Raw genomic sequence first — 25608 nt, forward strand, 5'->3', positions numbered from 1 at the left:
GCGCAGGGCATCTGGTTTTACGCATTATCGTTCACGTCTTTCGCGAGCAAGCTCGCTCCTACAGATAAGCAGGTTTTGCGAACCGCAGAAACTACAAGGGGAGCCGAAGCTCCCCAAGAAGTAGTTGCATGCTCTATTTTTGTTATTGGTTTCGGGCTTTTTGTTTTTGTTAAGTGCCCACGTCATGAAGCTTATCCTTCATGACCCTCCCAATCGGGAGCCAAGAGCAAACGGATTGCTTTGGTCGCTGTGCTGCAGTGATCTTGCGATCCAACCAGTTCAGGCTCTGTCTTAAGACAGTTTTTTGTTGTTCTCGGCCTGGTCGTGGGGCAAGCCCCAAATACAACGCCTCTCCAAAAGAATCAGTTAGCTGCGCCTCTCGCCGTCTTGTTTTTATTGTGCGTGAGTCGATACGTCTTATTTTTATTGTCTTGTACATTGCTTGTTATTGTTCTTGTACCAAACATATAGCAGGGTGCGTGCCAACTTTTGCAAAGCCCAGTAAAACAAGGGGTTAGCTGACTTGATGGCTTTGCTGGGGGCCAAAAAAAGCCGGGGCTTCGTTACCGTAAGCCCCGGCTTCTGTTACGTGAAAAAGCTGAGGTAACAGTTTTTTCACAATGTCACGTGTTACCCACGGATCAGACAGGCGCGGTTCAGCTCTCGCTGGCCACCCCGGTCTTGCGCCGCGGAATGCCCAGGCGTTGACGGCGTTCCCACAGGCATTTGCGACTGACCCCGAGTTTGCGTGCGAGCTCGGTTTCGGTCATGTGGTCCTGATGTTCGAGTACGAAGTGCTGGAAGTAGTCTTCCAGCGACAGGTCTTCGGTCGGTTCATGGCTGGTGTTACCGGCATTGGTGCCCTGTTGCGGCGCCAGGCCGATAAAGTCGTCGTCTTCCAGATCGCTCAATTCGATGTCGATACCCAGCAGCTCGGCGGAAATCTCCGGGCTCTCGCACAGGATGACGGCGCGCTCGACGGCGTTCTCCAGCTCACGAACGTTCCCCGGCCAGGAGTAATGACGAATCGCCTGCTCGGCATCCGGGGCAAATTTCAGGTCCGTGCGGTTCACCCGTGCGCTTTGTCGCGCCAGGAAGGCGTTGGCAATTTCGTTGACGTCGGCGCCACGCTCGCGCAGGGCCGGCAGTTTCAGGGCGATCACGTGGAGACGGTAATAAAGGTCTTCACGGAACTGGCCGATCTTCGCCAGGCTCTTGAGGTCCCGGTGAGTGGCGGCAATCAGGCGTACATCGACTTTCTGCGACTGGACCGAGCCGACCCGGCGAATTTCACCTTCCTGCAACACGCGCAGCAGGCGAGCCTGAGCTTCCAGTGGCAGTTCGCCGATTTCGTCGAGGAACAAGGTGCCGCCGTCCGCAGCTTCCACCAGACCGGCACGCCCGGCGCTGGCGCCCGTGAACGCGCCCTTTTCGTGGCCGAACAGTTCGGACTCGATCAGGCTTTCCGGAATGGCCGCACAGTTCACCGAAATCATCGGCGCCTTGGCGCGTTTGGACAGGTTGTGCAGGGCGCGCGCCACCAGCTCTTTACCGGTGCCGGACTCGCCCTGGATCAGGACATTGGAATCGGTAGGTGCGACTTTGCGGATCTTGCTGTACAGGTCCTGCATCGGAGGGCAGGAGCCGATGATGCCGATTTCGCCGTTGCTGTTATCGACACCCGGTTTCGCCGCGCCATTGGCCGCTTTGCCAGTGAGCGGTTCACCGCTGGCTTGCACCGATTGCCGGTCACGCAGGATTCGCGCGACGGCCTGGAGCATTTCGTCGTGATCGAAAGGCTTGGCGATGTAATCCACCGCGCCCATCTTCATGGAGTCGACGGCAGAACGCAGGCTGGCGTAGCTGGTCATGATCAGCACCGGCGTGCCCTGGCCGAGCTTGATCAGCTCGGTACCCGGTGCGCCTGGCAGGCGCAGGTCGCTGACGATCAGGTCGAACGTGGGAATAGTGAAGCGTTCTTGTGCTTCCTGCACTGAACCGGCTTCGCTGACCTGGTACTGGTTACGTTCCAGCAGGCGGCGCAAGGCGGAGCGGATAATTGTTTCGTCTTCGACGATCAAAATGTGCGGCATTGATTCGATACTCTCGACGGTCTCAGTTCACAGCGGACGTCGCTTCGACATGACGCGGCAAGGTCACCCGGATACGGGTGCCGCGTTGGCTTTGAACATCAGCCGGGCTGTCGATGGTGATTTGTCCATAATGCTCTTCAACGATGGAATAGACCAGTGCAAGGCCCAGACCGGTGCCTTCGCCAGGGTCCTTGGTGGTAAAGAAAGGTTCGAACAACCTATCCATGATGTTCTTCGGAATGCCACTGCCTTCGTCTTCCACGATCAGGTCGACGGTGTGTTCTCCGGCTTCGCTTTTGACGCGCACGGCGCTGCCGGGAGGCGAGGCGTCACGGGCGTTTGAGAGCAGGTTGATCAACACTTGGGCGAGGCGCTGCGGATCGCCTTCGACCCAGTGATCAGGGTCGCACAGGTTGTAGAACTGTACTTCGAAATTGCGTCGGTTCAGGGCAAGCAGGCCGATGGCATCCTGGGCCACTTCCGCCAGACAGACGGGCTCATCACTGTGCTGATGACTGCCCGCGTGGGCGAAACTCATCAGCGATTGAACGATGCGTGACACGCGTTTGGTCTGCTCGAGGATCTGCCCGCTGATTTCCTTCAGTTCGCTGTCTTCTTCGCGCTCTTCGCGCAGGTTTTGCGCGAGGCAGGCGATGCCAGTGATCGGGTTGCCGATTTCATGGGCTACGCCGGCGGCCAGTCGGCCAATGCTGGCCAGACGCTCGGAGTGCACCAGTTTGTCTTCGAGCATCTGCGTTTCGGTCAGGTCTTCCACCAGTAACACCAAACCGCTGTTGCCCGGTGCGAGCGGCTCATCGATCGCGGCTTTGTGCAGGTTCAGCCAGCGGGTCTGGCCATCGAGGGCCAGGTGCTGTTTGTGCAGGTGTTCGTCCGGCAGGTTGATGAAACCTTGCAACAGTTCTTTCCACGGATCGGCAATGGTGCTCAGGCGCGAGCCGACCACGCGTTGCGCGGCGATTCCGGTCAATTCCTCCATGGCTTTATTCCACATGAGGATTTCCTGGTCCTTGGCCAGCGAGCAGACGCCCATCGGCAATTCCTGCAAGGTCTGGCGGTGATAGCGGCGCAGGGCGTCAAGTTCGGCAGCCAATCCAGTGAGGCGTGAGTGGTAATCCTCAAGGCGACTTTCGATGAAGTGAATATCTTCAGTCACGTAGTTTTCGCCGCCGGCCTTATAAGGCAGGAACGTCTCGACCATGTCCTGGGCCACGCTCGGCCCCATCAGGCCGGAGAGGTTGGCTTCGATCCGGTCGCGCAAACGGCGCAAGGCGTAAGGCCGGCGCTCGTCGAATGGCAGATAAAGATCGCGCAAGGCCTGTTCGACTTCTTTTTGAGCCGCCTTGGCGCCCAAAGGTTTAGCCAGTTGGGTGGCGAATTCCTGAGGCGATGCCGCGTGCAATTCGCGGCGTTGCGGGCGACGCACGTTATCCACTGCGCAGGCTTCGGCGGCGCTGGCCTCTTCGGTGCTGGCATTGGTGAACAGCGAGATCAAGGTGAACATCAGCACGTTGGCGGCCAGCGACGCGATCGCCGCCATGTGCCAACTGGTGTCGTCCAGCACGTAGATCATGTTCAGCAGTGGAATGTAGAAGCCCTGCAGATTGCTCACCAGCGGCAGCAGCATGGTCACCAGCCACACCAGAATCCCTGCCAGCAAACCGGCGATGAAGCCGCGGCGGTTGGCGGTCGGCCAATACAGGACAGACAACACGCCGGGCAAGAATTGCAGGGTGGCGACGAAGGCGACGATGCCCAGGTTGGCCAAATCCTGTTCCGCGCCCAGCAGCAGATAGAAGCCGTAACCGGCCATGATGATCGCGACGATCAGCGCCCGACGGGTCCACTTCAACCAGCGGTAGATGTTGCCTTCAGCCGGTGGTTGATAAAGCGGCAGCACCAAATGGTTCAGCGCCATGCCGGACAATGCCAGGGTGGTCACGATGATCAGACCGCTGGCTGCCGACAATCCACCGACATAGGCCAATAGCGCCAGGGCTTTGTTGTTGGCGGCGATGCCAATGCCCAGCGTGAAATATTCCGGATTGGTGGTGGCACCCAGCTTCAGGCCTGCCCAGAGAATCAGCGGTACCGCCAGGCTCATCAGCAGCAGGAACAGCGGCAAGCCCCAGCTTGCGCTGACCAGCGAGCGCGGGTTGAGGTTTTCGGTGAACGTCATGTGGTACATGTGCGGCATCACGATCGCGGAAGCGAAGAACACCAGCAACAGCGTGCGCCACGGGCCTTCCTGCAACGGTGTGTGCAGGGCGGCGAGGGCGGTCTGGTTTTGCAACAGCCAGAGTTCCAGCTGTTGCGGGCCGTCGAACACGCCATACAGGGCATACAGGCCGACGCCGCCGATGGCGATCAGTTTGATCACCGACTCGAAGGCAATCGCGAACACCAGGCCTTCGTGTTTCTCGCGGGTAGCGATGTGGCGGGAACCGAAGAAAATCGTGAACAGCGTAATCAGCGCGCAGAAGCTCAAGGCCACGCGATGCTGCACGGGCTCACGGGTGAGAATGCCGATGGAGTCGGCTACGGCTTGAATCTGCAGAGCCAGCAACGGCAGTACGCCGATCAGCATGAAGATCGTGGTCAGTGCGCCGGCCCAGGTGCTGCGGAACCGAAACGCGAACAGGTCAGCCAGGGACGACAGTTGATACGTACGGGTGATCTTCAGAATCGGATACAGCAACACCGGCGCCAGCAGAAATGCCCCGGACACCCCGAGGTAGCTGGACAGGAAGCCATAGCCATATTGATAGGCCAGCCCCACCGTGCCGTAAAACGCCCAGGCACTGGCGTAAACACCCAGCGACAGAGTGTATGTCAGGGGGTGGCGAATGATCGCCCGGGGGATCATGCCCCGTTCACTGATCCAGGCTACGCCGAACAGCACCGCGAGGTACGCGGCGCTGATCAGGATCATCTGGGTCAGGCTAAAGCTCATCGGCATCTTTTTGGCTCTGCAGGATGAAGGTCACGACGATCAGAATCAGCCAGAGCAGATAAGGGCGATACCAGGCGCCAGTGGCGTCGATCCACCAATCCATGATGGCCGGGGAGAACAGGTAAATCCCCACTACCAGGAGCAGGACCAAGCGATAGATGTACATCCCGGCCTCTCTTTTTTATGCGCGTGCCCGAAAACGTGCGGCGATGGTAACGGATGGGCGCGCGACTGCAAGCATGATCACTGCAGTTGCGCTTCGGGCAGGTTCAGTGTGCGCGGGATCAGCAGCGCATCCCAGTGAGCAATGCCCCAGTTCAGCACTTCCTGTGGCATCGCGTAAGCCAGTTCGGTGCCCGGATTCTGCCCGAGCGCGCGCAATGCGCGCAGCAGCAAAGGCGTGGCCTGGTCTTCGGTCAGCGGCGGCGAACGGTAGGATTTACCGAGCTTATTGCCATCGGGCTGGGTAATCAGCGGGATGTGCAAATATCGCGGTTGCGGCAGGCCGAGCAATTCTTGCAGGTAGAGCTGGCGCGGCGTGGAGTCGAGCAAATCGGCGCCACGGACAATGTCGGTGATGCCTTGCCAGGCATCGTCCAGCACCACCGCCAATTGATAGGCGTAGAGCCCGTCGCGGCGGCGAATCACGAAATCGCCGACTTCCCGGCCGAGGTGCTGGCGGAATTCGCCTTGCACGCGGTCGATGAAGTGGTATTCCAGCTCAGGCACCCGCAGACGAATCGCCGCGTGTTCAGTGCCATGGCCGGCATTGCGGCACAGCCCCGGATAAATGCCGTGATAGGGCTCAAGCTGTTTGCGCGAACAGGTGCAGGCGTAGGCCAGGCCATGGTTGAACAGGCGATTGAGGATTTCAGCGTAGGCAGCGTGCCGGTCGCTCTGGCGAACCATCTCGCCGTCCCACTCGAAGCCATAGCTTTCCAGCGCCTTGAGAATAGCCGCCTGAGCGCCGGGCTCTTCCCGTGGCGGGTCGAGATCTTCCATGCGCACCAACCAACGACCGCCCACGGCGCGCGCGTCGAGGTACGAGGCCAGCGCTGCGACCAGCGAACCGAAATGCAGATGTCCACTGGGCGTGGGGGCGAAGCGCCCGATGTAGGTGGGGGAGGCGGTGGTGGTCATGAAGGCAATGTTACTTTTTCCAGGCTTGCGCCAAACAACCTGTAGGAGCGAGCTTGCTCGCGAAGGTCGTCAACGATAACGCTGCAAGCCTGTTACCCCGCGGCGTTCTCAGGTTCATCGCGAGCAAGCTCGCTCCTACAGTGATGACGATTTTATAGACGCAACAGGTATCAGCAAATGTCAGAAACAAAAACGGAGCGTTTGCACGCTCCGTTCTTCGTTCAAGTCGATGTTACTTGCCGACTTGTTTTTCCTTGATTTCCGCCAGGGTCTTGCAGTCAACGCACATGTCGGCGGTAGGGCGGGCTTCGAGACGCTTGACCCCGATTTCGACGCCGCACGACTCGCACCAGCCATATTCTTCGTCTTCGATCAACTGCAGCGTCTTGTCGATTTTCTTGATCAACTTGCGTTCGCGATCGCGGGCACGCAGCTCGAGGCTGAATTCTTCTTCCTGGCTGGCACGGTCTGCCGGGTCCGGGAAGTTGGCCGCTTCGTCTTTCATGTGATCAACCGTACGGTCGACTTCCTGCATCAAGTCCTGTTTCCACTTGTTCAGGATCTTGGTGAAGTGAGCGCGCATGGGCTTGCCCATGTACTCCTCGCCCTTTACTTCTTTATAGGGTTCGAAGCCGCTGATCGCCTGGTTTTGCTGCTTTGCTTGGGTGGACATGAAATAGACCGCCTCTACTCTTGTAATCCATTGCGCAGGATTGCTCCATCACCGACACCTGCCGGCCCTGCGGCTGCAAGCGGGCGAACTTACCAGATCAAATCGGAGCGCGCTACTCCCGGATGTCGAGGTAGTGGCCCGAGGGGCTTGCAAATGATTGCAAAGCCTTGTCTGGTGGTGATGGAGACCTGATCAATTAATGATTTTAGTCAAACCTGGAGCACTCGCTTGAGTCGTTTGTGGTCAGGGTTATAACGGCTCTGACCGCTTTAGGTTCTCGCTCGTTCCTGCGCTTGGGTAGAATCGGTTTTTTTCTCCTGTTGAAGGAAGACCCATGGCCCAGCCCTACAGTGCCCGCAGTCGCGCGATCGAACCTTTTCATGTCATGGCATTGCTGGCGCGGGCCAATGAGTTGCAAGCGGCGGGTCACGACGTGATCCACCTGGAAATCGGCGAACCGGACTTCACCACCGCCGAGCCCATCATCCAGGCCGGCCAGGCCGCGCTGACGGCGGGCAAGACCCGCTACACCGCTGCGCGTGGCATTCCCGAGTTGCGTGAAGCCATTTCGGGCTTTTATCAGCAGCGTTATGGGTTGAACATCGATCCGCAGCGAATCCTCATCACGCCTGGCGGTTCTGGCGCGCTGCTGCTGGCCAGCGCCTTGCTGGTCGATCCCGGCAAGCATTGGCTGCTGGCGGACCCGGGTTACCCCTGCAATCGTCACTTCTTGCGGCTGGTCGAAGGCGCGGCGCAGCTTGTTCCTGTCGGTCCGGATGTGCGTTATCAGCTGACCCCGGACCTGGTGGCCCGCCATTGGGATCACGACAGTGTCGGCGCCCTGGTGGCGTCGCCAGCGAATCCGACCGGGACAATTCTGACCCGCGACGAATTGGCCGCACTGTCTGCCGCCATCAAGGCGCGCCACGGCCATTTGGTGGTGGACGAGATCTATCACGGCCTGACGTACGGCACCGATGCGGCCAGCGTGCTGGAAGTCGACGACAGCGCTTTTGTACTCAATAGCTTCTCTAAATATTTCGGCATGACCGGGTGGCGGCTCGGTTGGCTCGTGGCGCCGGAGGCGGCGGTTGGCGAGTTGGAAAAACTGGCCCAGAACCTCTATATCAGCGCCCCGAGCATGGCTCAGCACGCTGCGTTGGCCTGTTTCGAACCCGCGACGATCAGCATTCTGGAAGAGCGTCGCGCCGAGTTTGGGCGTCGTCGGGATTTCCTGTTGCCCGCTCTGCGTGAGCTGGGTTTCAACATCGCGGTGGAGCCGGAAGGCGCGTTCTATTTGTACGCCGATATCAGCCAGTTCGGCGGCGATGCCTTCGCATTCTGCCGACATTTCCTCGAAACCGAGCATGTGGCGATTACCCCGGGCCTGGACTTCGGTCGTTATCAGGCCGGGCACCATGTGCGCTTTGCCTATACCCAAAGCCTTCCGCGTTTGCAGGAAGCCGTGGAGAGAATTGCTCGCGGCTTGAAGAGCTGGCAAGGCTGATGCGCTTTCATCCTCCTCTCGAAGAAGGTCGTCTGATTCGACGTTACAAGCGTTTTCTCGCCGATATCGAAACCGTTAGCGGCGAGTTGCTGACCATTCATTGCCCCAACACCGGCTCGATGCTCAATTGCCAGGTCGAGGGCGGGCAGGTCTGGTTCAGTCGCTCCGATGACCCTAAGCGCAAGTTGCCCGGCACTTGGGAAATCGGCGAAACCCCTCAAGGACGGCTGTTTTGCGTGAATACCGGACGTGCCAACGGCTTGATCGAAGAGGCACTGCGCGGCGGCGTCATCACTGAGCTGAACGGCTTTACCGGGCTGAAACGCGAAGTGGCTTACGGTCAGGAAAACAGCCGCATTGATTTCCGTCTCGATTACTCGGGCGGGCCGGCGTATGTGGAAGTCAAAAGCGTGACCCTGGGCTTCGACGCTTCCTCGGTGGCGGCGTTTCCCGACGCCGTCACCCAGCGGGGGGCCAAGCATTTGCGGGAACTGGCCCATTTGGCCCGGGACGGAATTCGCGCCGTGCAGTTGTATTGCGTAAACCTCACCGGCATCGACGCAGTGCGTCCCGCAGAGGAAATCGATTCAGCCTACGCGGCAGCCTTGCGTGAGGCGGTGGCGTGCGGAATTGAAGTGCTGGCCTATGGTGTGCGTTTGAGCCACGAAGAAATGGTGGTCGATCGGCGTCTTGAGGTGTTGATTTAAAGGTTGATCCAGATTCCTTGCTCGTCCTCGTGGCAAGGAACGCTGGTCAGCGATTGCCCGGCGCACGGGCCGGCGACGCATTCGCCGTCCTCGATCAGAAACAATGCGCCGTGGGTCGCGCACTGGATCAGGCTGTTGCTGGGGTCAAGAAACCGGTCGGGCGTCCACTCCAGCCCGACACCCCGGTGCGGGCAGCGGTTGAGATAGAGATAGACCTGACCGCCCCGGCGCACGGCCAACAGCTTTTGTCCGTCGATGTCGAAACCGCGACTGCTGTCGTCAGCCAATTCGGCACCGGTACAAAGCAACTTCATGTCTATCCTCAAGTTCCGTGGCTCGTGGGTCCGAGCTTGACGTTTAAATGCAAACAATTATCAAATGGCCGCCCTGCCCGTCGGGCGCAGGTGTCAGAAGCCAAGGATACGTGGCCTGAGATCTCGATGCCCGGGAAACCTTTAAGGAAGCTGTTTATGCGCCTGAGTACCCGCATTGCTACGCTCTGTGTCGGACTCTTCGTCAGCCATCAAGCCGCCGCGGCCGACGGCTTCTATCCCGGCAATGCCGCCCAATGACCATTCTGGTTAAACCTCGCGCGTTGTTCATGGGCCTGAGCCTGTTGTGTCTGGTGGCGACCTGGTTGTCGTTGGCGCTGGGGCCGGTCAGCCTGCCGTTGCTCGACACCTTGCGTGCAGCGTTGCGCATGGTTGGCCTGCCCATTGCGCCCGATGGGCTGGAGCAGGCTGAACTGATCCTCGGGCAAATTCGCTTGCCGCGAACCTTGCTGGGTTTGGCGGTTGGCGGTGTGCTGGCGTTGTCTGGCGTCGCGATGCAGGGGTTGTTTCGTAATCCGCTGGCCGATCCGGGGCTGGTGGGTGTCTCCAGCGGCGCGGCATTGGGGGCGGCGATAGCGATTGTCGGCGGCTCGGTGTTTGGCGGCTTGCCTGAATCGTTCGGACCTTATCTATTGTCGGTGTGCGCGTTTCTCGGCGGGCTGGGTGTAACGGCATTGGTGTATCGATTGGGACGGCGCAATGGCCAGACGAACGTCGCGACCATGTTGTTGGCGGGTATCGCGTTGACGGCTTTAGCCGGTTCGGCGGTCGGACTGTTCACCTACCTGGCGGATGACGCGACCCTTCGCACGCTGACATTCTGGAACCTGGGCAGCCTTAACGGCGCCAGCTATTCGCGGTTGTGGCCGCTGCTGCTGGTGACCGTCGGTGTGGCGCTGTGGTTGCCGCGCCGGGCCAGGGCCTTGAACGCCTTGTTGTTGGGCGAATCGGAGGCCGGTCACCTGGGTGTCGACGTTGAAGGGCTCAAGCGCGAATTGGTGTTCTGCACGGCGCTGGGCGTCGGCGCTGCGGTGGCGGCGGCGGGCATGATCGGCTTTGTCGGACTGGTGGTGCCTCATTTGGTGCGATTGCTTGCGGGGCCTGATCATCGGGTGTTGTTGCCGGCGTCGGTGTTGGCCGGGGCCAGCCTCTTATTGTTCGCCGATCTGGTCGCGCGCCTGGCGCTGGCACCGGCAGAGTTGCCGATCGGGATTGTCACGGCGTTTATCGGAGCACCGTTCTTCCTGTTTTTGTTGCTACGGAGGCGCGCCTGATGTTGCGCACGCAGAATCTGCAAGTCCGTCGGGGCACAAAGACCGTTCTGACGGGCATCACGCTTGAGCTGAAACCGGGCGAAGTCCTTGGCGTATTGGGCCCCAACGGCGCCGGCAAAAGCACTTTGCTGGGGGCCTTGTGTGGAGAGCTGAAGGCTGATTACGGCGACGTTTGGCTCGATGAGCGCGAGTTGCGTCGTTGGGCCGGGACAGATCGGGCCCAGCGATTGGCCGTGTTGCCACAGGTATCGACGCTGGACTTCGCGTTTCGCGTTGAAGAAGTGGTGGGCATGGGCCGTTTGCCTTATCAAAGTGGCCTAGCCCGCGATGACGAAATCGTCGCGGCGGCATTGCATGCTGCCGATGCCGGACACTTGAGTGGTCGCAGTTACCTGGCCTTGTCGGGTGGCGAACGTCAGCGGGTGCATCTGGCGCGAGTGCTCGCGCAGTTGTGGCCGGGTGAGGCGGGGCAGACGTTGTTGCTCGATGAGCCGACATCGATGCTCGACCCGCTGCATCAGCACATCACCTTGCAGGCCGTGCGCGAGTTCGCCGATCGTGGCGCGGCGGTGCTGGTGATCCTGCATGATCTGAACCTGGCGGCGCGCTATTGTGATCGCCTGTTGCTGCTCGAAGGTGGGCGTCCGGTGGCGCTCGATACGCCGGAGCAGGTGTTGCGCCCGGAACCGCTCAAAGCGGTGTTCGGGCTGGAAGTGCTGGTACAGCAGCACCCGGAGCGTGGGCATCCGCTGATCATCGCCCGCTGAGTTTTTAAGGGGGAGCCCATGCGTGGGATTTTGATGCTGGTCTTGCTGTTGTTGAGTGCCTGCCAGCACTTGTCGGCACCGCCACCGGTGCTAGGCCAGATTCTGGACTTGCGCAGCGGGCAGACCCTGACGGCACAGGAACTGGTTGACCGGTTGGCCCTGCCTTCGCGGCTGATCGTGGGTGAGCAGCATGACAATCGTGATCACCATGAATTGCAATTGTGGTTGTTGAAATCATTGGGTGAGCGGCGACCTCAAGGCAGTCTGCTGCTGGAGATGCTCACGCCGGATCAACAACCGCGCGTCGATGAGGTTCGTCACGCCTCGACGCCACCGGTGGATCTGACCGGTGCATTAGCCTGGCAACCGGGTTGGGACTGGGATTTGTACGGGCCGATCATGCGTTTCGCGTTGACCCAACCCTACCCGCTGCTGGCGGCCAACCTCGACACCCTTGAAGTCCGTGCCGTCTACGCCAAGCCGCCAGCGCTGAGCGGCTCGCGCTCTAACGCCTCTTCCGTCAGGGACGAATTGCTCGAGCAAGTCAGTGAGTCCCATTGCGGTCTACTGCCCCAATCACAGATGCCATCGATGCTGGCGGTCCAGCAGCAGCGTGATCGGCGTATGGCCGAGCGTCTGCTCGCGGCCCCCATGCCGTCATTGCTGTTTGCCGGTGCATACCATGCGCGAAAGGATCTCGGCGTGCCGATCCATGTGCTGGATCTGGGAAGGTCGCAAGCGCCGACCGTGTTGATGCTGGCGCAGCAGGGCAGTGAGGTCTCGGCAGCCATGGCCGATTACGTTTGGTACACGCCTGCCACGCCGGTGCAGGATTACTGTGCGCAGATGCGCAAGCAGTTCGGCAAGTAAGTCGATGACTTTTCCACAGGCAAAAAAAGACCCGGCAAGAGCCGGGTCAAATAACCGTGATTAGCCTGATGAGGAGATATCTGAGAGTCCGAACCAAGGGCTTTTCAAATATCGACCAGTCTCGCGACCAGTTGTGCTAATCATAGCGATTCTCATTATCAAGTCAACTGATGATTTTCCGTTTATTTGAAGTGCGCCGTGAATTCGCTGCAGAAGCGGTAATTATTGGGCCAGGCCCTGTGGTTGCGCGTAACAACCGCGTGATTTGTTTGTTCAGCAGGTTTCGTTTAATTCTTGTGGCGTGACGAGATAGCTTCCAACTGTTTGTTCAAGGCTTCCTTGCGCTCGGCGGGGATGTCGTTCCAATGCACATCCATCAGCGCGCCTTCGATCGCATACAACAACACCTTGGACGCTCGAAACCCGCGCGTGCGCACGGCCCGATAAGCATCCACCGCCCCCAGGCGACGCAAGTCCGAAGCGCTGTGGATGCCCACGGCATGCAGCCACTGCGCCGACGTCTTGCCAAGATTCTTCAGGTGCTGCAATTCATCATTCATCAAGCCTCCTTGCGACGGCCGAACGGAGCGTGGGCGAGCTTCTCAGGAGTGTAGCCATCAGTAGGAAAAGCGTGATTGTTTGGTCGGTTTCGACGCAAACGCTTCTAAGAGGCAACGCCTTAATGCGTCGGTAAAGTTCACGAACAGGGTAGGAACAGGGGGCAGGAAAACAGCTTTCGGGTGAAAAGTGCGCAGAGTCCAGCGCGGAGCGGGGGCGCCGGACTTGTCAGTTACAGGTCGCTTTTAGCGGGTGCGATAACGCAGGCGTGTTCCGAAATTCATCGACATCAGAATCTCGTCGGCACTCAGCTCTGGCGGAAAGTAGGCGCCGGAGATCTGCGCGTGAGCCAGGCTTGCGCCTTCCAGAGTCGAGCGACTGAAGTCGATGCCGCGCAAATCGGCGGAGCGGAAATACGCATCGGTAAAGTCAACGCCATCAGCGTTCAGCTCGCGAAGGTCCAGCCCCCGGAAATCGCCACCGACCATGTCGATAGACCCCTCCAAAGGACGTTCCTTGTTAAAGCCTGAGATGTCGTCTTTGTGCAACAAGGCATAAAGCGGGGTGTCGAGAAGTTTCGGCTGGCTCATGTCACATCACCTGTTGGTTTTATGACGCCAGTATAGTGCCACTATTTGACAGGCGTGAAGCCGGCTAAGGCTTCACGCCTGAAATACTTTCTTAGAGGCCTGGCAGACGTTGGCGGATCTGTGCAACGACAGTGTCGAGGGTTCCGCTTTCATTGGTCTGCACGCGTTTGCTGCAGAGGATCTCTGCTGGCGTCAGGGCTTCACGATTCGCTTGCTGGGCCTTGATAACGGCCAGGTTGGCGTCGGACGGGTCCTTTTTGTCTGCCTGACGCAGGGCCAGCCAAGACTCGATCACCGCTTGCGGTGCATCGCAATCAAGGATCAGGAACGGTGCGCCGGTGGCCTCGGCAATTTTCGCTGCGCCGTCGCGTTGTTCGCGTTTGAGGTAGGTAGCATCGACGACTACCGGAAAGCCCGCGCGCAGTATCACGGCGGCGATTTCATGCAGGCGGGTGTAGGTCGCGGCGCTGGCGTCGGCACTGTAAATGCCGGCCTGCGGGTCGTTCGGGACGGTTTGCTCGCCGAACAGACGTTTGCGTTCTACGTCGGAGCGCAGGCGGATGGCGCCCAAAGCTTCTACCAGGCGCATGGCAACGTGGCTCTTGCCAACGGCGGAAACACCGTGGGTGATGGCCATGAAGCGCGAAGGAATGGTGCTGTAGCTTTCTGCCAGGTTGGCGTAGTTGCGGTACTGGCGCAGGGTCGTGGCGCGCTGCACCGGGTCGGCTTCGGCGGGCATGCTGAACAGGCTGACTTTGGCGCGAACCAGTGCGCGATAGGCTTTATAGAAGTTCAGCAGCTCAAGACCCTGGTAATCACCGGTCAACTCCAGGTATTGGCTGATGAAGCGACGCGCCAGGCTTTTCAGACCACGGTCTTCCAGGTCCATCGCCAGGAAACCGGTGTCGGCATAAACATCGGTGAATCGGAACGGCTCGTTGAACTCGATGCAGTCGAAGATCACGACTTTGCCATCGATCACGGTGGCGTTGCCCAAATGGATGTCGCCGTGGCATTCACGGATGAAGCCGTCAGCCTTGCGTTGGGCGAACAGCGGCTTGAGGCGATCGAAGCTGCTTTCGGCCCAGGCTTGCAGCGCATCGAGTTGCAGCAGATCGGCCTTGTCGCTGAGGAATGGGCGGATCTGTTCGAAGTTCTGGCGGACCGGTGCCATCACGCTGTCCGGGGTGCCGGCTTCGTGATCGGCCGGCACTTTCGGTGCAGTGAGGTGGAACTGGGCAATCTGTGCGGCCATCTCGTCGATGTGCGCGGTGGTCAATTCGCCGTTGGCCTGCAGGGTGCTCAGCAGCTGGCTCTGTGGGAATTGACGCATTTTCAGGGCGTAATCGACGACCGGGCCATCGCCGCCCAATTGCGGTGCTTCGGCGCTGCCGGTGATCGGCAACACTTCCAGGTACAAATCATCGGTCAGACGCTGGTTCAGACGCAGCTCCTCACCGCAGAAATGCTTGCGAGCGTCGAGGCCGGTGAAGTCGAGAAAGCCGAAATTGACGGGCTTCTTCACTTTATAAGCAAAGGGGCCTGTGAGGATGACCCAGGAGATATGGGTCTCGATGACCTGGAACCCGTCCACAGGATGCGGGTAGAGGGCAGGGTTTTGCAGGGCAGCGATCAGTGACTGGCTCACAGGCGATCCTTCAGTGTCTGGGAAAATTCAAGGTTGCCATTATGGCTGCAAGTCCGTCCGACGCAAACCTTGGAGGGCTCCTGTTGAGTCTGAATAAAGTGCGTATAATCCGCCGCCATGACTCGTACTCGATCCCCACGCACTCCCAAAAAACCACCTTCCAAGGGCCTGCGCCCCTGGCTGGGCTGGGCCCTTAAACTCAGTCTGGTCGGCCTTGTGGTGCTCGCCGGATTCGCGGTGTACCTCGACGCCATCGTCCAGGAGAAGTTCTCCGGCAAGCGCTGGACCATCCCGGCCAAGGTGTATGCGCGCCCGCTCGAGCTGTTCGTCGGACAAAAGCTGAGCAAGGACGACTTTTTGACCGAACTGGATGCCCTTGGCTATCGTCGCGAAAGCGTGGCCAACGGCCCGGGCGCAGCCTCGGTCAACGGCAATACCGTCGACCTCAACACCCGTGGCTTCCAGTTCTATGAAGGTATGGAGCAAGCGCAACCGGTGCGGGTGCGATTCTCCGGCGACTACGTGGCTGAGCTTTCGGCGACTAACGGCTCGAAGCTTTCTGTCGTGCGCCTGGAGCCTCTGCTGATTGGTGGCCTGTACCCGAAAAATCTTGAAGACCGGATCCTGATCAAGATCGATCAGGTGCCGCCTTATTTGCTCGAAACGCTCGTGGCCGTCGAAGACCGCGACTACTACCACCACTTCGGCGTCTCGCCGAAGTCGATTGCGCGTGCGATCTGGGTCAATGGTTCGTCCGGTCGCATGCGTCAGGGCGGTAGTACGCTGACCCAGCAGTTGGTCAAAAACTTCTACCTGACCAACGAACGCAGTCTGACCCGCAAACTCACCGAAGCGATGATGGCGTTGCTGCTTGAGCTGCATTACGACAAGCGCGACATTCTTGAGGCGTACCTCAACGAAGTATTCATCGGCCAGGACGGTCAGCGTGCGGTGCATGGTTTCGGTCTGGCCAGTCAGTTCTTCTTCAGTCAGCCGCTGTCGGAGCTGAAACTGCATCAAGTCGCGTTGCTGGTGGGGATGGTCAAAGGGCCGTCTTCCTACAACCCGCGTCGCTATCCGGAACGTGCTCTTGAACGGCGCAACCTGGTGCTCGATGTGCTGCAGGAGCAGGGCGTTGCCACGGCTGAGCAAGTCGACGCCGCGAAGAAGATGCCGTTGGGCGTGACCAAGCGTGGCAGTCTGGCGGATAGCTCGTATCCGGGCTTCCTCGATCTGGTCAAGCGTCAGTTGCGCGAAGACTATCGCGATGAAGACTTGACCGAAGAAGGCCTGCGTATCTTCACCAGCTTCGACCCGATCCTGCAGATGAAAGCCGAAGCGTCGGTCAACGACACCTTCAAACGACTGGCCGGACGTAAAGGCTCCGATGACGTAGAAGCCGCCATGGTCGTGACCAACCCGGAAACCGGCGAAGTCCAGGCCATGATCGGCAGTCGTCAGGCGAGTTTTGCCGGATTCAACCGTGCACTGGATGCCGTACGACCGATCGGTTCGTTGATCAAGCCGGCGGTTTATCTGACAGCCCTTGAGAAGCCGAGTCAGTACACGTTGACCAGTTGGCTGTCGGACGAATCTTTCTCGATCAAAGGCGCGGACGGTCAGGTCTGGAAACCACAGAACTATGATCGTCGTTCCCACGGCACTGTTTTCCTGTACCAGGGCCTGGCACATTCCTACAACCTGTCGACCGCCCGTCTCGGGTTGGCGGTGGGCGTGCCGAATGTCCTGAAGACCCTGGCGCGCCTGGGCATAACTCGAGAGTTTCCGGCATTCCCGTCGATGTTGCTGGGGGCCGGTGGAATGACCCCGATCGAAGTGGCGACCATGTACCAGACGCTCGCCAATGGTGGTTTCAATACGCCGATGCGCGGGATCCGCAGCGTGCTGACCGCCGAAGGTGAGCCGCTCAAGCGTTACCCCTTCCAGATTCAGCAGCGTTTCGATCCGGCCTCCATTTACCTGATCCAGAGCGCGATGCAGCGGGTCATGCGTGAAGGTACCGGCAGTTCGGTTTATAACGTGTTGCCGAAGACCCTGACGCTGGCCGGCAAGACCGGTACCAGTAACGATTCGCGAGACAGCTGGTTTGCAGGTTTCAGTCAGGACCTGCTGGCGGTGGTCTGGCTGGGTCGTGATGACAACGGCAAGACACCCTTCACCGGTGCCACCGGTGCGCTGCAGGTCTGGACCAGTTTTATGCGCAAGGCCGATCCGCTGCCACTGGACATGCCGCAGCCAGACAACATTGTTCAGGCATGGGTCGATTCCCGTACCGGGCAAGGTTCCGAAGCCAGCTGCCCAGGCGCCGTGCAGATGCCGTATATTCGCGGCAGTGAACCACCTCCCGGCGCCGCTTGCGGTGGCGGAGTTCCTGCTTCCGTTGAAACGGTGATGGATTGGGTCAAAGGCTGGATGAATTAAGCAAAGAGGGTTTCAAGTGAACAAGTGGTTGATTCCAGCGATTACCGCCGTGGCTTTGCTCAGCGGTTGCTCCACCGTACAGCACGGTTCGATTCCGGTTGTGGATTCCGGCAGCGCCGTTTCCAACAGTGAGCGGATTTCGGCGAATGGCGGGTTCCGTCAGACGACAGTGAAACGTCCCGCACAGGCCCAGACTCAGGCGATTCCACAGGGTGATAGTGGCGTGGTGGTGATGGTTCCGGGTGGGGGCGCCGTGACCTCGGCGCCGATCAGTACTGCACCGATCACGCCCGGCCCGATGACTCCGGGTCCGATTGACACGTCACCGATTGACACGTCTCCGGTTCAGGCAGCACCGATCAATCAAGGCAGCTATAGCATGCCGTCGACGCCGAGCGGGATTCCTTCGGCCAGTACCGGTGGCGGCCTGTCTGCCGATGAGCAGCTGGACGGTCCGGTATTGGCACTGCTGACCACCGCTCAGCAACAACAGGCTGGCGGCGACCTCAACGGTGCGTCCTCCAGCCTTGAGCGCGCCCAGCGGGTTGCACCGCGTGAGCCGCAAGTGCTCTATCGTCTGGCGCAGGTACGCATGGCTCAAGGCGATGCGGCACAGGCCGAACAGTTCGCCCGCCGTGGTCTGACGTTGGCCAATGGTCGTCCGGATCTTCAAGCCAGCCTGTGGGGATTGATCGCCCAGGCGCGCGAGAAACAAGGTGATTCCGCAGGCGCAGCGCTGGCCCGTCAGAAGGCCAAGGTTTCGCTGTGATGGACTCTCGTTTTCCGAAGATTGCCGAGCAGTTGCTGTTGATCGAGCGTGAGTTGCGCGTCCAGGGCTGGTGGGATGAGGTCTCACCCTCCGCTGAAGCGCTGTCCAGCGTCGAGCCGTTTTCGGTCGATACGCTGGATTTCGAACAGTGGCTGCAGTGGATCTTCCTGCCGCGCATGAAGGTGATCCTCGAGCAGGATTTGCCGCTGCCCAATGCCTCCGGGATTCAGGAGATGGCCGAAATGGTCTTCGCTGCCCGCAATGTTCAGGGCAAGGATCGGTACCTGCAGGTGCTACTCAAAGAGTTCGACCTGCTGATCACTGCCTCCCGCTGACTCCGTTTCGTTGTAGGAGCTGTCTGGGAACTGTCTGGGAGCTGTAGGAGCTGTGTAGGAGCTGTGTAGGAGCTGTGTAGGAGCTGTCGAGTGAAACGAGGCTGCGATCTTTTGATCTTGCTCTTGATACTCAAGTGAACTCGGAAAGATCGCAGCCTCGTTTCACTCGACAGCTCCTACACAGCTCCTACACAGCTCCTACAGCTTCTACTGCACCTACGAGTGATTATTGGCAGTTATCCGCAATATGTTTCTGTGCTTCGGTGGTGCGCTCCTGACGTTGCTGGTCGGTCAGGCGGCGCATTTCACCGCCGACATCCTCCCGTAGTCGCGGATTGTTCTGCAGTTGTGCCAGGTTTGTTCGGGCCTGCTCGCAAAATACCTTTAGCTGGGCTTGCTGCTCGGCGACCTGCTTTTTCACTGTGTTGTCGATCGACTGTTGATCGCCGATGGCGTTGCTGCGTGGCAACGTGGCCGGTTTGTCGGCAGGCGAGGAGGGCATCGTCACCGTGGTCGCTTCCTGGCCTTGCGGCGGTTGTGCGTCGAAGTGGGTAACGCCCTGGGTGTCGACCCATTTATAAATCGGCCCCGCCATACACCATGGGCTGATGAGCAGAGTGATCATGAAGAACGTTCGCATGCCATTTCCTTGCCATGAGTTGCGCAATTGAAGCTAACACAGTTGATGTTTAGCGGTTTTTTCTTGCTTTCTCATGTGCTTACTTCAATAAAGCACATAGACGACTTGACTTGCAGAGGATGAAACAGAAGAATCCAAAGTCCGCTGTAGAGGGACTGCCAGAAGCAGACCCACTCAGCAGATCATGAGGCGCACACCCGCGCCGACCTGTTACACCCGCAACGCGTTACCTCGCGCTGGGTGGGAAAGCCCCGCAACACTTGGGACGATCCCAATACTTGCTCAGTCAGTGCTGACGTAGTCGGCGACCACCGTCGCTCATGCTCTGCTGAGAAGTAAACCTATTAAGACCCGTCCTCTTTTATGTGGGCGGTATTCTGGCGTTTTAGAGGTGAACAACGTGGAGCTTTTATCTGGCGGTGAGATGATCGTCCGCTTTTTGCGTGACGAAGGCGTCAAGTATATCTATGGGTACCCGGGCGGTGCCGCATTGCATATCTACGATGCTCTGTTCAAAGAACCAGCTGTTCAACATATCCTCGTTCGTCATGAGCAGGCTGCCACGCACATGGCTGACGGCTATGCGCGCGCCACTGGCAAGGCTGGTGTCGTACTGGTGACCTCCGGTCCCGGCGCGACCAACGTCATTACCGGTATTGCCACGGCGTACATGGACTCGATCCCGATGGTGATCCTGACCGCCCAGGTACCTAGCATGATGGTGGGTACCGATGCGTTCCAGGAAACCGACATGATCGGTATCTCCCGGCCGATCGTGAAACACAGTTTCATGATCAAGCATGCTTCGGAAATCCCCGAAGTCATGAAAAAGGCCTTCTACCTGGCGCAGTCCGGTCGTCCTGGTCCTGTCGTTGTCGACATTCCGAAAGACATGACCAACCCGGCCGAGAAGTTCGAATACATCTTCCCGAAAAAAGCCAAGCTGCGTTCCTACAGCCCGGCGGTTCGTGGCCACTCGGGCCAGATCCGCAAGGCCGTGGAAATGTTGTTGGCGGCCAAGCGGCCGATCATCTATGCCGGCGGCGGTGTCATTCTGGGTAACGGCTCCGCGCCGTTGACCGAGTTGGCGCAACTGCTGAACGCGCCGGTCACCAATACCTTGATGGGCCTTGGCGCCTATCCGGGCAGCGACCGTCAGTTCCTCGGCATGCTCGGTATGCACGGCAGCTACACCGCCAACCTGGCGATGCATCATGCGGACGTGATCCTGGCTGTGGGTGCGCGCTTCGATGACCGTGTTATCAACGGTGCATCGAAATTCTGCCCAAGCGCCAAGATCATCCACATCGATATCGACCCGGCTTCGATCTCCAAGACCATCAAGGCTGACGTTCCTATCGTCGGCCCGGTGGAAAGTGTATTGACCGAAATGGTCGCTACCTTCAAAGAAATCGGCGAGACCCCTAACAAGGACTCGGTCGCTGCCTGGTGGAAGCAAGTTGAAGAGTGGCGCGGTGATCGCGACATGTTCCCTTACAACAAGGGTGACGGCAGCATCATCAAGCCGCAGACCGTGATTGAAACACTGCACGAAGTGACCAAGGGCGATGCCTATGTGGCTTCCGACGTGGGTCAGCACCAAATGTTCGCGGCGCAGTACTACCGCTTCAACAAGCCGAATCGCTGGATCAACTCCGGTGGTCTGGGCACGATGGGCTTCGGTTTCCCGGCAGCAATGGGCGTGAAACTGAACTTCCCGGACGCTGATGTAGCGTGTGTGACCGGTGAAGGCAGCATCCAGATGAATATCCAGGAGCTGTCGACTTGCCTGCAGCATGATTTGCCGGTAAAGATCATCCTGCTCAATAACGGCGTGCTCGGTATGGTCCGTCAGTGGCAGGACATGAGCTACGGTGCGCGTCACTCGCACTCCTACATGGAATCGTTGCCGGACTTCGTCAAGTTGGCTGAAGCCTATGGTCACGTCGGTATGCGCATCACGGACTTGAAGGATTTGAAGCCGATGATGGAGCAAGCATTCGCCATGAAGGATCGCCTGGTGTTCATCGACATCAAAGTCGACGCCGGCGAGCACGTCTACCCGATGCAGATCAAAGACGGCTCCATGCGCGATATGTGGCTGAGCAAGACGGAGCGTACTTAATCATGCGGCACATTATTTCCTTGCTTCTGGAAAACGAACCCGGCGCTCTGTCCCGTGTAGTCGGCCTGTTCTCGCAGCGCAACTACAACATCGAAAGCCTGACGGTGGCGCCAACCGAAGACCCGACTCTGTCGCGTCTGACGCTGACCACGGTCGGTCACGATGAAGTCATCGAGCAGATCACCAAGAACCTGAACAAGCTGATCGAAGTGGTCAAATTGGTCGACCTGTCGGAAAGTGCTCACATCGAGCGCGAACTGATGCTGGTCAAGGTCAAGGCCACCGGCGCCCAGCGCGCCGAGATCAAGCGCACTACCGATATTTACCGTGGGCAGATCGTCGATGTCAGCGCTAGCGTGTATACCGTTCAACTGACCGGTACCAGCGACAAGCTCGACAGCTTCATTCAGTCCATCGGCACCGCTTCGATTCTGGAAACCGTCCGTAGCGGCGTAACCGGTATTGCCCGCGGCGACAAAGTACTCAGCATCTAAACCAATTTAGTGAATGGCCTGAACGGCCTGGATATATAGGGGAATTTCATGAAAGTTTATTACGAAAAAGACTGCGACCTGTCGATCATCCAGGGCAAGAAAGTTGCCATCATTGGTTACGGTTCCCAGGGCCACGCTCAAGCGTGCAACCTGAAAGACTCCGGCGTTGACGTTACTGTTGGTCTGCGCAAAGGTTCGGCCACTGTTGCCAAAGCCGAAGCTCACGGCCTGAAAGTGACTGACGTTGCTTCTGCAGTTGCTGCTGCCGACCTGGTCATGATCCTGACCCCGGACGAGTTCCAGTCTGCTCTGTACAAAAATGAAATCGAGCCGAACATCAAGAAAGGCGCCACTCTGGCCTTCTCCCACGGCTTCGCGATCCACTACAACCAGGTTGTTCCGCGCGCTGACCTCGACGTGATCATGATCGCGCCGAAAGCACCGGGTCACACCGTGCGTTCCGAGTTCGTCAAAGGCGGCGGTATTCCTGACCTGATCGCGATCTATCAGGATGCTTCCGGCAACGCCAAAAACGTTGCGCTGTCCTACGCTGCTGGCGTGGGTGGCGGTCGTACCGGCATCATCGAAACCACCTTCAAGGACGAGACCGAAACCGATCTGTTCGGCGAACAAGCCGTTCTGTGCGGCGGTACCGTTGAACTGGTTAAAGCCGGTTTCGAAACACTGGTTGAAGCTGGCTACGCGCCGGAAATGGCCTACTTCGAATGCCTGCACGAACTGAAGCTGATCGTTGACCTCATGTACGAAGGCGGTATCGCCAACATGAACTACTCGATCTCCAACAACGCTGAGTACGGCGAGTACGTGACCGGTCCGGAAGTGATTAACGCCGAGTCCCGTCAGGCCATGCGCAACGCCCTGAAACGTATTCAGGACGGCGAATACGCCAAGATGTTCATCAGCGAAGGCGCTACCGGCTATCCTTCGATGACCGCCAAGCGTCGTAACAACGCCGCTCACGGTATCGAAATCATCGGCGAGCAACTGCGCTCCATGATGCCGTGGATCGGTGCCAACAAGATCGTCGACAAAGCCAAAAACTAAGTCGCGCACTTGTACGGAAAACGCGGCCTAGGCCGCGTTTTTTCGTTTGGGCGGTCGGTTCTGGTATAAAGCTGCATCGTTTGCGGCCGAACCGTCGTCCCAGACACCTGTCGAAACTTTCCACCCCGTTGCAAGGTAATGTCCATGAGCGAACGTCCCGAAGAGCCAAACCAGGCTTCTGACGCCGAAAGCCTGCTGCCCATCGATGAACATATCGAAGAAGGGCACGACGCTGAAGGCCGTAAAGTCCGGCATCGTGGTATCTATCTTCTGCCGAATCTGTTCACCACTGCGAACCTGTTCGCAGGGTTTTACTCCATCATCAACTCGATGAGCGCCCAAAGCGCCTTGAGTGCCGGTGATTCAATAGGCGCAAGCAAGTATTTTGCTTTTGCCGCCATCGCGATTTTTGTCGCCATGGTGCTCGACGGCCTCGATGGTCGTGTTGCCCGTATGACTAATACCCAGAGTGCCTTCGGTGCCGAATACGACTCGCTGTCGGACATGGTCGCCTTTGGTGTCGCGCCGGCCTTGCTGGCATTTGGCTGGGCGTTGGGCGATATGGGCAAAGTCGGCTGGATGGTTGCTTTCATCTATGTCGCTGGCGCGGCATTGCGTCTGGCGCGTTTCAATACTCAGGTCGGCACTGCAGACAAGCGCTACTTCATTGGGCTGGCCAGTCCGGCTGCTGCTGGTGTGGTTGCAGGTATCGTCTGGGCGTTCAGCGATTACGGGATCCAGGGTTCCAAGATGTCTTTCCTGGTTGCACTGATGGTCGCGGCTGCCGGCATGCTGATGGTCAGTAACATCAAGTACAACAGTTTCAAGGAACTGGATCTGAAAGGGCGCGTACCTTTCGTGGCAATCCTGGCTGTCGTGTTGGTGTTTGCCGTCGTATTCAGTGATCCGCCGCGCATTCTGCTACTGGTTTTCCTCGCGTATGCGGCTTCTGGCCCGGTTCAATATCTGTTACATCTTCGTCGGCGCAAAAACGCCGAGTGATCTGATTTCCCTCATACTCCGCAGTCTATTGGTGCACTGTCCTCCAATGCTGCGGAGTTGCCATGCTGATCAAAATCCCCAAGGTGTCTGACTGTCATGGGTCGGACATCACGCCTGAATCCTTCTATCTATCTCGCCGTCATGTGCTCGGTGCTGCCGTTGCCGGTTTGACTGTGGGCAGCTTGCCGCGTTGGGCCAGTGCTGAAGATGCTGCACGATATGCGGATGTCGAGGCTGGCAACGCGCCTTCCTGGTTTGTTGAAAAACTACCTTCTACCCAATGGGGCGCGGTCAACGTCAAGGATGAGGCGATCACGCCATTCAACGATGCGACCCATTACAACAACTTCTATGAGTTCGGCACTGATAAAGGTGATCCGGCTGTTAATGCCGGCGCGCTGAAAACTGAACCGTGGAGCGTGGTGATTGACGGGGAGGTGGGTAAGCCGGGGCGGTATGCACTGGAGGACTTCATGAAGCCTTACCAGTTGGAGGAACGGGTCTATCGCCTTCGTTGCGTGGAAGCGTGGTCGATGGTTATTCCATGGATAGGATTTCCCGTCTCGGCCTTGCTGAAGGTCGTCGAGCCGACTTCTAAGGCAAAATTTATTCGCTTCGAGACCCTGCAAGATCCCAAGACCATGCCGGGGCAGCGCTCCGGTTTTGCCTTGATCGACTGGCCTTATGTAGAAGGACTGCGTCTGGATGAGGCGATGAACCCGTTGGCAATTCTTGCGGTGGGTATGTATGGGCGGGAATTGCCTAATCAGAACGGCGCACCTCTACGTTTGGTGGTGCCGTGGAAGTATGGCTTCAAGAGCGTCAAATCCATCGTTCGGATCAGTCTAGTCAGCGTGCAGCCGAAAACCACCTGGCAGAGTATTGCTGCAGACGAGTATGGCTTTTATGCGAACGTGAATCCGACAGTCGATCACCCGCGCTGGACTCAGGCTCGTGAGCGGCGTTTGCCGAGTGGCCTGTTCAAGCCCAATGTGCGAGACACGCAGATGTTCAATGGCTACTCGGATGAAGTCGCTTCTTTATATGCAGGTCTCGATCTTCGGAAGAACTACTGATGCGGTATTCGTTCTGGCGCATCGGTGTTTTTATTTGCGCAGCAGTATGGCCGCTGCTTTGGTTGTACCAAGCCTGGGCAAATGTGCTTGGGCCTGATCCGGGCAAGGTGTTGGTTGACCGGTTGGGGTTGGGGACGCTTGTTCTTCTGCTCGTTACGCTAAGCATGACGCCTTTGCAGAAGCTTACGGGTTGGGCGGGGTGGATTGCTGTTCGGCGACAACTGGGCTTGTGGTGTTTTGCTTACGTAGTTTTGCATCTGAGCGGTTATACGGCATTCATTCTTGGGTTTGATTGGTCTCAGCTAGGCGTGGAGCTGCGCAAGCGGCCGTACATTATCGTTGGTACGCTGGGGTTTCTCTGTTTGCTGGTGCTGGCGGCGACTTCCAATCGCTATAGTCAGCGGCGTTTGGGGGGGCGTTGGAAGAAGCTGCATCGCCTGGCCTATTTGATTCTCGGGCTTGGACTGCTGCATATGTTGTGGATCGTGCGTGCCGATCTGAAGGAGTGGGTGGCCTATGCCTCTATAGGG

24 protein-coding genes (1 of these 24 cut by a window edge) are annotated in these 25608 nt (G+C 58.5%); 14 read left to right on the top strand and 10 right to left on the bottom strand.

Annotated elements, in window-relative coordinates; all coding sequences use genetic code 11:
• Nucleotides 1–656 precede the first annotated feature (656 nt).
• The 5 genes from JFU37_RS16705 to dksA all read right to left on the bottom strand — a co-directional run bounded on the left by JFU37_RS16705 (nt 657) and on the right by dksA (nt 6877).
• Entirely contained in the window at nt 657–2093 is a 1437-nt protein-coding gene (locus JFU37_RS16705) for a sigma-54-dependent transcriptional regulator (protein WP_201116358.1), read from the bottom strand.
• A 22-nt stretch (nt 2094–2115) separates the two neighbouring features.
• Nucleotides 2116–5070, bottom strand: coding sequence for a sensor histidine kinase (locus tag JFU37_RS16710; RefSeq protein WP_201116359.1), 2955 nt, complete (start codon nt 5068–5070; stop codon nt 2116–2118).
• On the bottom strand, nt 5054–5230 hold the full coding sequence (locus JFU37_RS16715) for a hypothetical protein (protein ID WP_003176118.1): 177 nt from the start codon (nt 5228–5230) through the stop codon (nt 5054–5056). Before JFU37_RS16715 ends, JFU37_RS16710 begins: the two co-directional genes overlap by 17 nt.
• A gap of 77 nt (nt 5231–5307) precedes the next feature.
• The gene (gene gluQRS / locus JFU37_RS16720) at nt 5308–6204 is read right to left on the bottom strand and encodes a tRNA glutamyl-Q(34) synthetase GluQRS (protein ID WP_201116360.1); all 897 of its coding nucleotides are present in this window, start codon (nt 6202–6204) and stop codon (nt 5308–5310) included.
• 232 nt (nt 6205–6436) lie between these two features.
• Nucleotides 6437–6877 carry an RNA polymerase-binding protein DksA gene (gene dksA / locus JFU37_RS16725; protein WP_201116361.1) on the bottom strand — a complete coding sequence of 147 codons (441 nt, stop codon included), beginning with the start codon at nt 6875–6877 and terminating at the stop codon, nt 6437–6439.
• 334 nt (nt 6878–7211) lie between these two features.
• On the opposite strand from dksA, the gene JFU37_RS16730 reads away from it, so the two are divergent.
• Nucleotides 7212–8384 carry a pyridoxal phosphate-dependent aminotransferase gene (locus tag JFU37_RS16730; RefSeq protein WP_201116362.1) on the top strand — a complete coding sequence of 391 codons (1173 nt, stop codon included), beginning with the start codon at nt 7212–7214 and terminating at the stop codon, nt 8382–8384.
• The gene (gene sfsA, locus JFU37_RS16735) at nt 8384–9091 is read left to right on the top strand and encodes a DNA/RNA nuclease SfsA (RefSeq protein ID WP_201116363.1); all 708 of its coding nucleotides are present in this window, start codon (nt 8384–8386) and stop codon (nt 9089–9091) included. Before JFU37_RS16730 ends, sfsA begins: the two co-directional genes overlap by 1 nt.
• On the opposite strand, the gene JFU37_RS16740 is transcribed toward sfsA, so the two are convergent.
• Nucleotides 9088–9405 (bottom strand): Rieske (2Fe-2S) protein, encoded by a 318-nt coding sequence (locus JFU37_RS16740; RefSeq protein ID WP_201116365.1) that lies wholly within the window; start codon nt 9403–9405, stop codon nt 9088–9090. The genes sfsA and JFU37_RS16740 overlap by 4 nt on opposite strands.
• Before the next feature lie 308 nt (nt 9406–9713).
• Between JFU37_RS16740 and JFU37_RS16745 the strand changes: the two genes are divergently transcribed.
• From JFU37_RS16745 to JFU37_RS16755, 3 genes are read left to right on the top strand one after another with little or no spacing between them, the layout of a single operon-like run.
• Nucleotides 9714–10697 carry a FecCD family ABC transporter permease gene (locus tag JFU37_RS16745; RefSeq protein ID WP_201116521.1) on the top strand — a complete coding sequence of 328 codons (984 nt, stop codon included), beginning with the start codon at nt 9714–9716 and terminating at the stop codon, nt 10695–10697.
• A complete protein-coding gene (locus tag JFU37_RS16750; RefSeq protein ID WP_201116366.1) occupies nt 10697–11464 on the top strand; it encodes a heme ABC transporter ATP-binding protein in 768 nt (255 codons plus the stop codon). Before JFU37_RS16745 ends, JFU37_RS16750 begins: the two co-directional genes overlap by 1 nt.
• 18 nt (nt 11465–11482) lie before the next feature.
• The gene (locus tag JFU37_RS16755) at nt 11483–12334 is read left to right on the top strand and encodes a ChaN family lipoprotein (RefSeq protein ID WP_201116367.1); all 852 of its coding nucleotides are present in this window, start codon (nt 11483–11485) and stop codon (nt 12332–12334) included.
• Between the two features lie 287 nt (nt 12335–12621).
• On the opposite strand, the gene JFU37_RS16760 is transcribed toward JFU37_RS16755, so the two are convergent.
• The 3 genes from JFU37_RS16760 to JFU37_RS16770 all read right to left on the bottom strand — a co-directional run bounded on the left by JFU37_RS16760 (nt 12622) and on the right by JFU37_RS16770 (nt 15130).
• On the bottom strand, nt 12622–12894 hold the full coding sequence (locus tag JFU37_RS16760) for a TfoX/Sxy family protein (RefSeq protein WP_007971093.1): 273 nt from the start codon (nt 12892–12894) through the stop codon (nt 12622–12624).
• A gap of 243 nt (nt 12895–13137) precedes the next feature.
• Nucleotides 13138–13482, bottom strand: a complete 345-nt coding sequence (locus JFU37_RS16765) for a pentapeptide repeat-containing protein (protein ID WP_201116368.1) — start codon at nt 13480–13482, stop codon at nt 13138–13140.
• 91 nt (nt 13483–13573) lie between these two features.
• Entirely contained in the window at nt 13574–15130 is a 1557-nt protein-coding gene (locus JFU37_RS16770) for an AAA family ATPase (protein WP_201116369.1), read from the bottom strand.
• Between the two features lie 117 nt (nt 15131–15247).
• On the opposite strand from JFU37_RS16770, the gene mrcB reads away from it, so the two are divergent.
• The 3 genes from mrcB to JFU37_RS16785 are packed head-to-tail and all read left to right on the top strand — an operon-like array spanning nt 15248 to nt 18676.
• Entirely contained in the window at nt 15248–17572 is a 2325-nt protein-coding gene (gene mrcB / locus JFU37_RS16775; protein WP_201116370.1) for a penicillin-binding protein 1B, read from the top strand.
• Nucleotides 17573–17588: 16 nt separating this feature from the next.
• Nucleotides 17589–18341: a hypothetical protein gene (locus JFU37_RS16780; RefSeq protein WP_201116372.1), complete on the top strand. Its 753-nt coding sequence runs from the start codon at nt 17589–17591 to the stop codon at nt 18339–18341.
• Nucleotides 18341–18676, top strand: coding sequence for a YqcC family protein (locus JFU37_RS16785; RefSeq protein WP_201116374.1), 336 nt, complete (start codon nt 18341–18343; stop codon nt 18674–18676). The genes JFU37_RS16780 and JFU37_RS16785 overlap by 1 nt, the downstream gene beginning before the upstream one ends.
• A gap of 226 nt (nt 18677–18902) precedes the next feature.
• Here the strand turns inward: JFU37_RS16785 and JFU37_RS16790 are convergent, their stop codons facing one another.
• Nucleotides 18903–19316: a DUF4124 domain-containing protein gene (locus tag JFU37_RS16790; protein ID WP_201116376.1), complete on the bottom strand. Its 414-nt coding sequence runs from the start codon at nt 19314–19316 to the stop codon at nt 18903–18905.
• A gap of 400 nt (nt 19317–19716) precedes the next feature.
• On the opposite strand from JFU37_RS16790, the gene JFU37_RS16795 reads away from it, so the two are divergent.
• The 6 genes from JFU37_RS16795 to msrQ all read left to right on the top strand — a co-directional run.
• Nucleotides 19717–21441, top strand: coding sequence for an acetolactate synthase 3 large subunit (locus tag JFU37_RS16795; protein WP_201116378.1), 1725 nt, complete (start codon nt 19717–19719; stop codon nt 21439–21441).
• A 2-nt stretch (nt 21442–21443) separates the two neighbouring features.
• Nucleotides 21444–21935, top strand: coding sequence for an acetolactate synthase small subunit (gene ilvN, locus JFU37_RS16800; RefSeq protein ID WP_003176102.1), 492 nt, complete (start codon nt 21444–21446; stop codon nt 21933–21935).
• A gap of 48 nt (nt 21936–21983) precedes the next feature.
• A complete protein-coding gene (gene ilvC / locus JFU37_RS16805) occupies nt 21984–23000 on the top strand; it encodes a ketol-acid reductoisomerase (protein WP_007948647.1) in 1017 nt (338 codons plus the stop codon).
• A gap of 144 nt (nt 23001–23144) precedes the next feature.
• The gene (pssA, locus tag JFU37_RS16810; protein ID WP_201116379.1) at nt 23145–24002 is read left to right on the top strand and encodes a CDP-diacylglycerol--serine O-phosphatidyltransferase; all 858 of its coding nucleotides are present in this window, start codon (nt 23145–23147) and stop codon (nt 24000–24002) included.
• Nucleotides 24003–24064: 62 nt separating this feature from the next.
• A complete protein-coding gene (gene msrP / locus JFU37_RS16815; protein WP_201116380.1) occupies nt 24065–25078 on the top strand; it encodes a protein-methionine-sulfoxide reductase catalytic subunit MsrP in 1014 nt (337 codons plus the stop codon).
• Nucleotides 25078–25608, top strand: partial view of a protein-methionine-sulfoxide reductase heme-binding subunit MsrQ gene (gene msrQ, locus JFU37_RS16820; protein ID WP_201116381.1) — the 5' portion only. 90 nt of this gene lie beyond the right edge of the window; 531 of the gene's 621 nt are visible here — the first part of the coding sequence; it begins with the start codon at nt 25078–25080; its stop codon lies off the right edge, out of view. Before msrP ends, msrQ begins: the two co-directional genes overlap by 1 nt.

It is taken from the genome of Pseudomonas sp. TH41 (genome assembly GCF_016650695.1).
Classification (GTDB): Bacteria; Pseudomonadota; Gammaproteobacteria; order Pseudomonadales; family Pseudomonadaceae; genus Aquipseudomonas.

Bases quoted from the DNA above. Each gene is read 5' to 3' on its own strand.
- JFU37_RS16705 (WP_201116358.1), bottom strand. From the start codon at position 2,093: ATGCCGCACATTTTGATCGTCGAAGACGAAACAATTATCCGCTCCGCC.
- JFU37_RS16710 (WP_201116359.1), bottom strand. From the start codon at position 5,070: ATGCCGATGAGCTTTAGCCTGACCCAGATGATCCTGATCAGCGCCGCG.
- JFU37_RS16715 (WP_003176118.1), bottom strand. From the start codon at position 5,230: ATGTACATCTATCGCTTGGTCCTGCTCCTGGTAGTGGGGATTTACCTG.
- gluQRS (WP_201116360.1), bottom strand. From the start codon at position 6,204: ATGACCACCACCGCCTCCCCCACCTACATCGGGCGCTTCGCCCCCACG.
- dksA (WP_201116361.1), bottom strand. From the start codon at position 6,877: ATGTCCACCCAAGCAAAGCAGCAAAACCAGGCGATCAGCGGCTTCGAA.
- JFU37_RS16730 (WP_201116362.1), top strand. From the start codon at position 7,212: ATGGCCCAGCCCTACAGTGCCCGCAGTCGCGCGATCGAACCTTTTCAT.
- sfsA (WP_201116363.1), top strand. From the start codon at position 8,384: ATGCGCTTTCATCCTCCTCTCGAAGAAGGTCGTCTGATTCGACGTTAC.
- JFU37_RS16740 (WP_201116365.1), bottom strand. From the start codon at position 9,405: ATGAAGTTGCTTTGTACCGGTGCCGAATTGGCTGACGACAGCAGTCGC.
- JFU37_RS16750 (WP_201116366.1), top strand. From the start codon at position 10,697: ATGTTGCGCACGCAGAATCTGCAAGTCCGTCGGGGCACAAAGACCGTT.
- JFU37_RS16755 (WP_201116367.1), top strand. From the start codon at position 11,483: ATGCGTGGGATTTTGATGCTGGTCTTGCTGTTGTTGAGTGCCTGCCAG.
- JFU37_RS16760 (WP_007971093.1), bottom strand. From the start codon at position 12,894: ATGAATGATGAATTGCAGCACCTGAAGAATCTTGGCAAGACGTCGGCG.
- JFU37_RS16765 (WP_201116368.1), bottom strand. From the start codon at position 13,482: ATGAGCCAGCCGAAACTTCTCGACACCCCGCTTTATGCCTTGTTGCAC.
- mrcB (WP_201116370.1), top strand. From the start codon at position 15,248: ATGACTCGTACTCGATCCCCACGCACTCCCAAAAAACCACCTTCCAAG.
- JFU37_RS16785 (WP_201116374.1), top strand. From the start codon at position 18,341: ATGGACTCTCGTTTTCCGAAGATTGCCGAGCAGTTGCTGTTGATCGAG.
- JFU37_RS16790 (WP_201116376.1), bottom strand. From the start codon at position 19,316: ATGCGAACGTTCTTCATGATCACTCTGCTCATCAGCCCATGGTGTATG.
- ilvN (WP_003176102.1), top strand. From the start codon at position 21,444: ATGCGGCACATTATTTCCTTGCTTCTGGAAAACGAACCCGGCGCTCTG.
- ilvC (WP_007948647.1), top strand. From the start codon at position 21,984: ATGAAAGTTTATTACGAAAAAGACTGCGACCTGTCGATCATCCAGGGC.
- pssA (WP_201116379.1), top strand. From the start codon at position 23,145: ATGAGCGAACGTCCCGAAGAGCCAAACCAGGCTTCTGACGCCGAAAGC.
- msrP (WP_201116380.1), top strand. From the start codon at position 24,065: ATGCTGATCAAAATCCCCAAGGTGTCTGACTGTCATGGGTCGGACATC.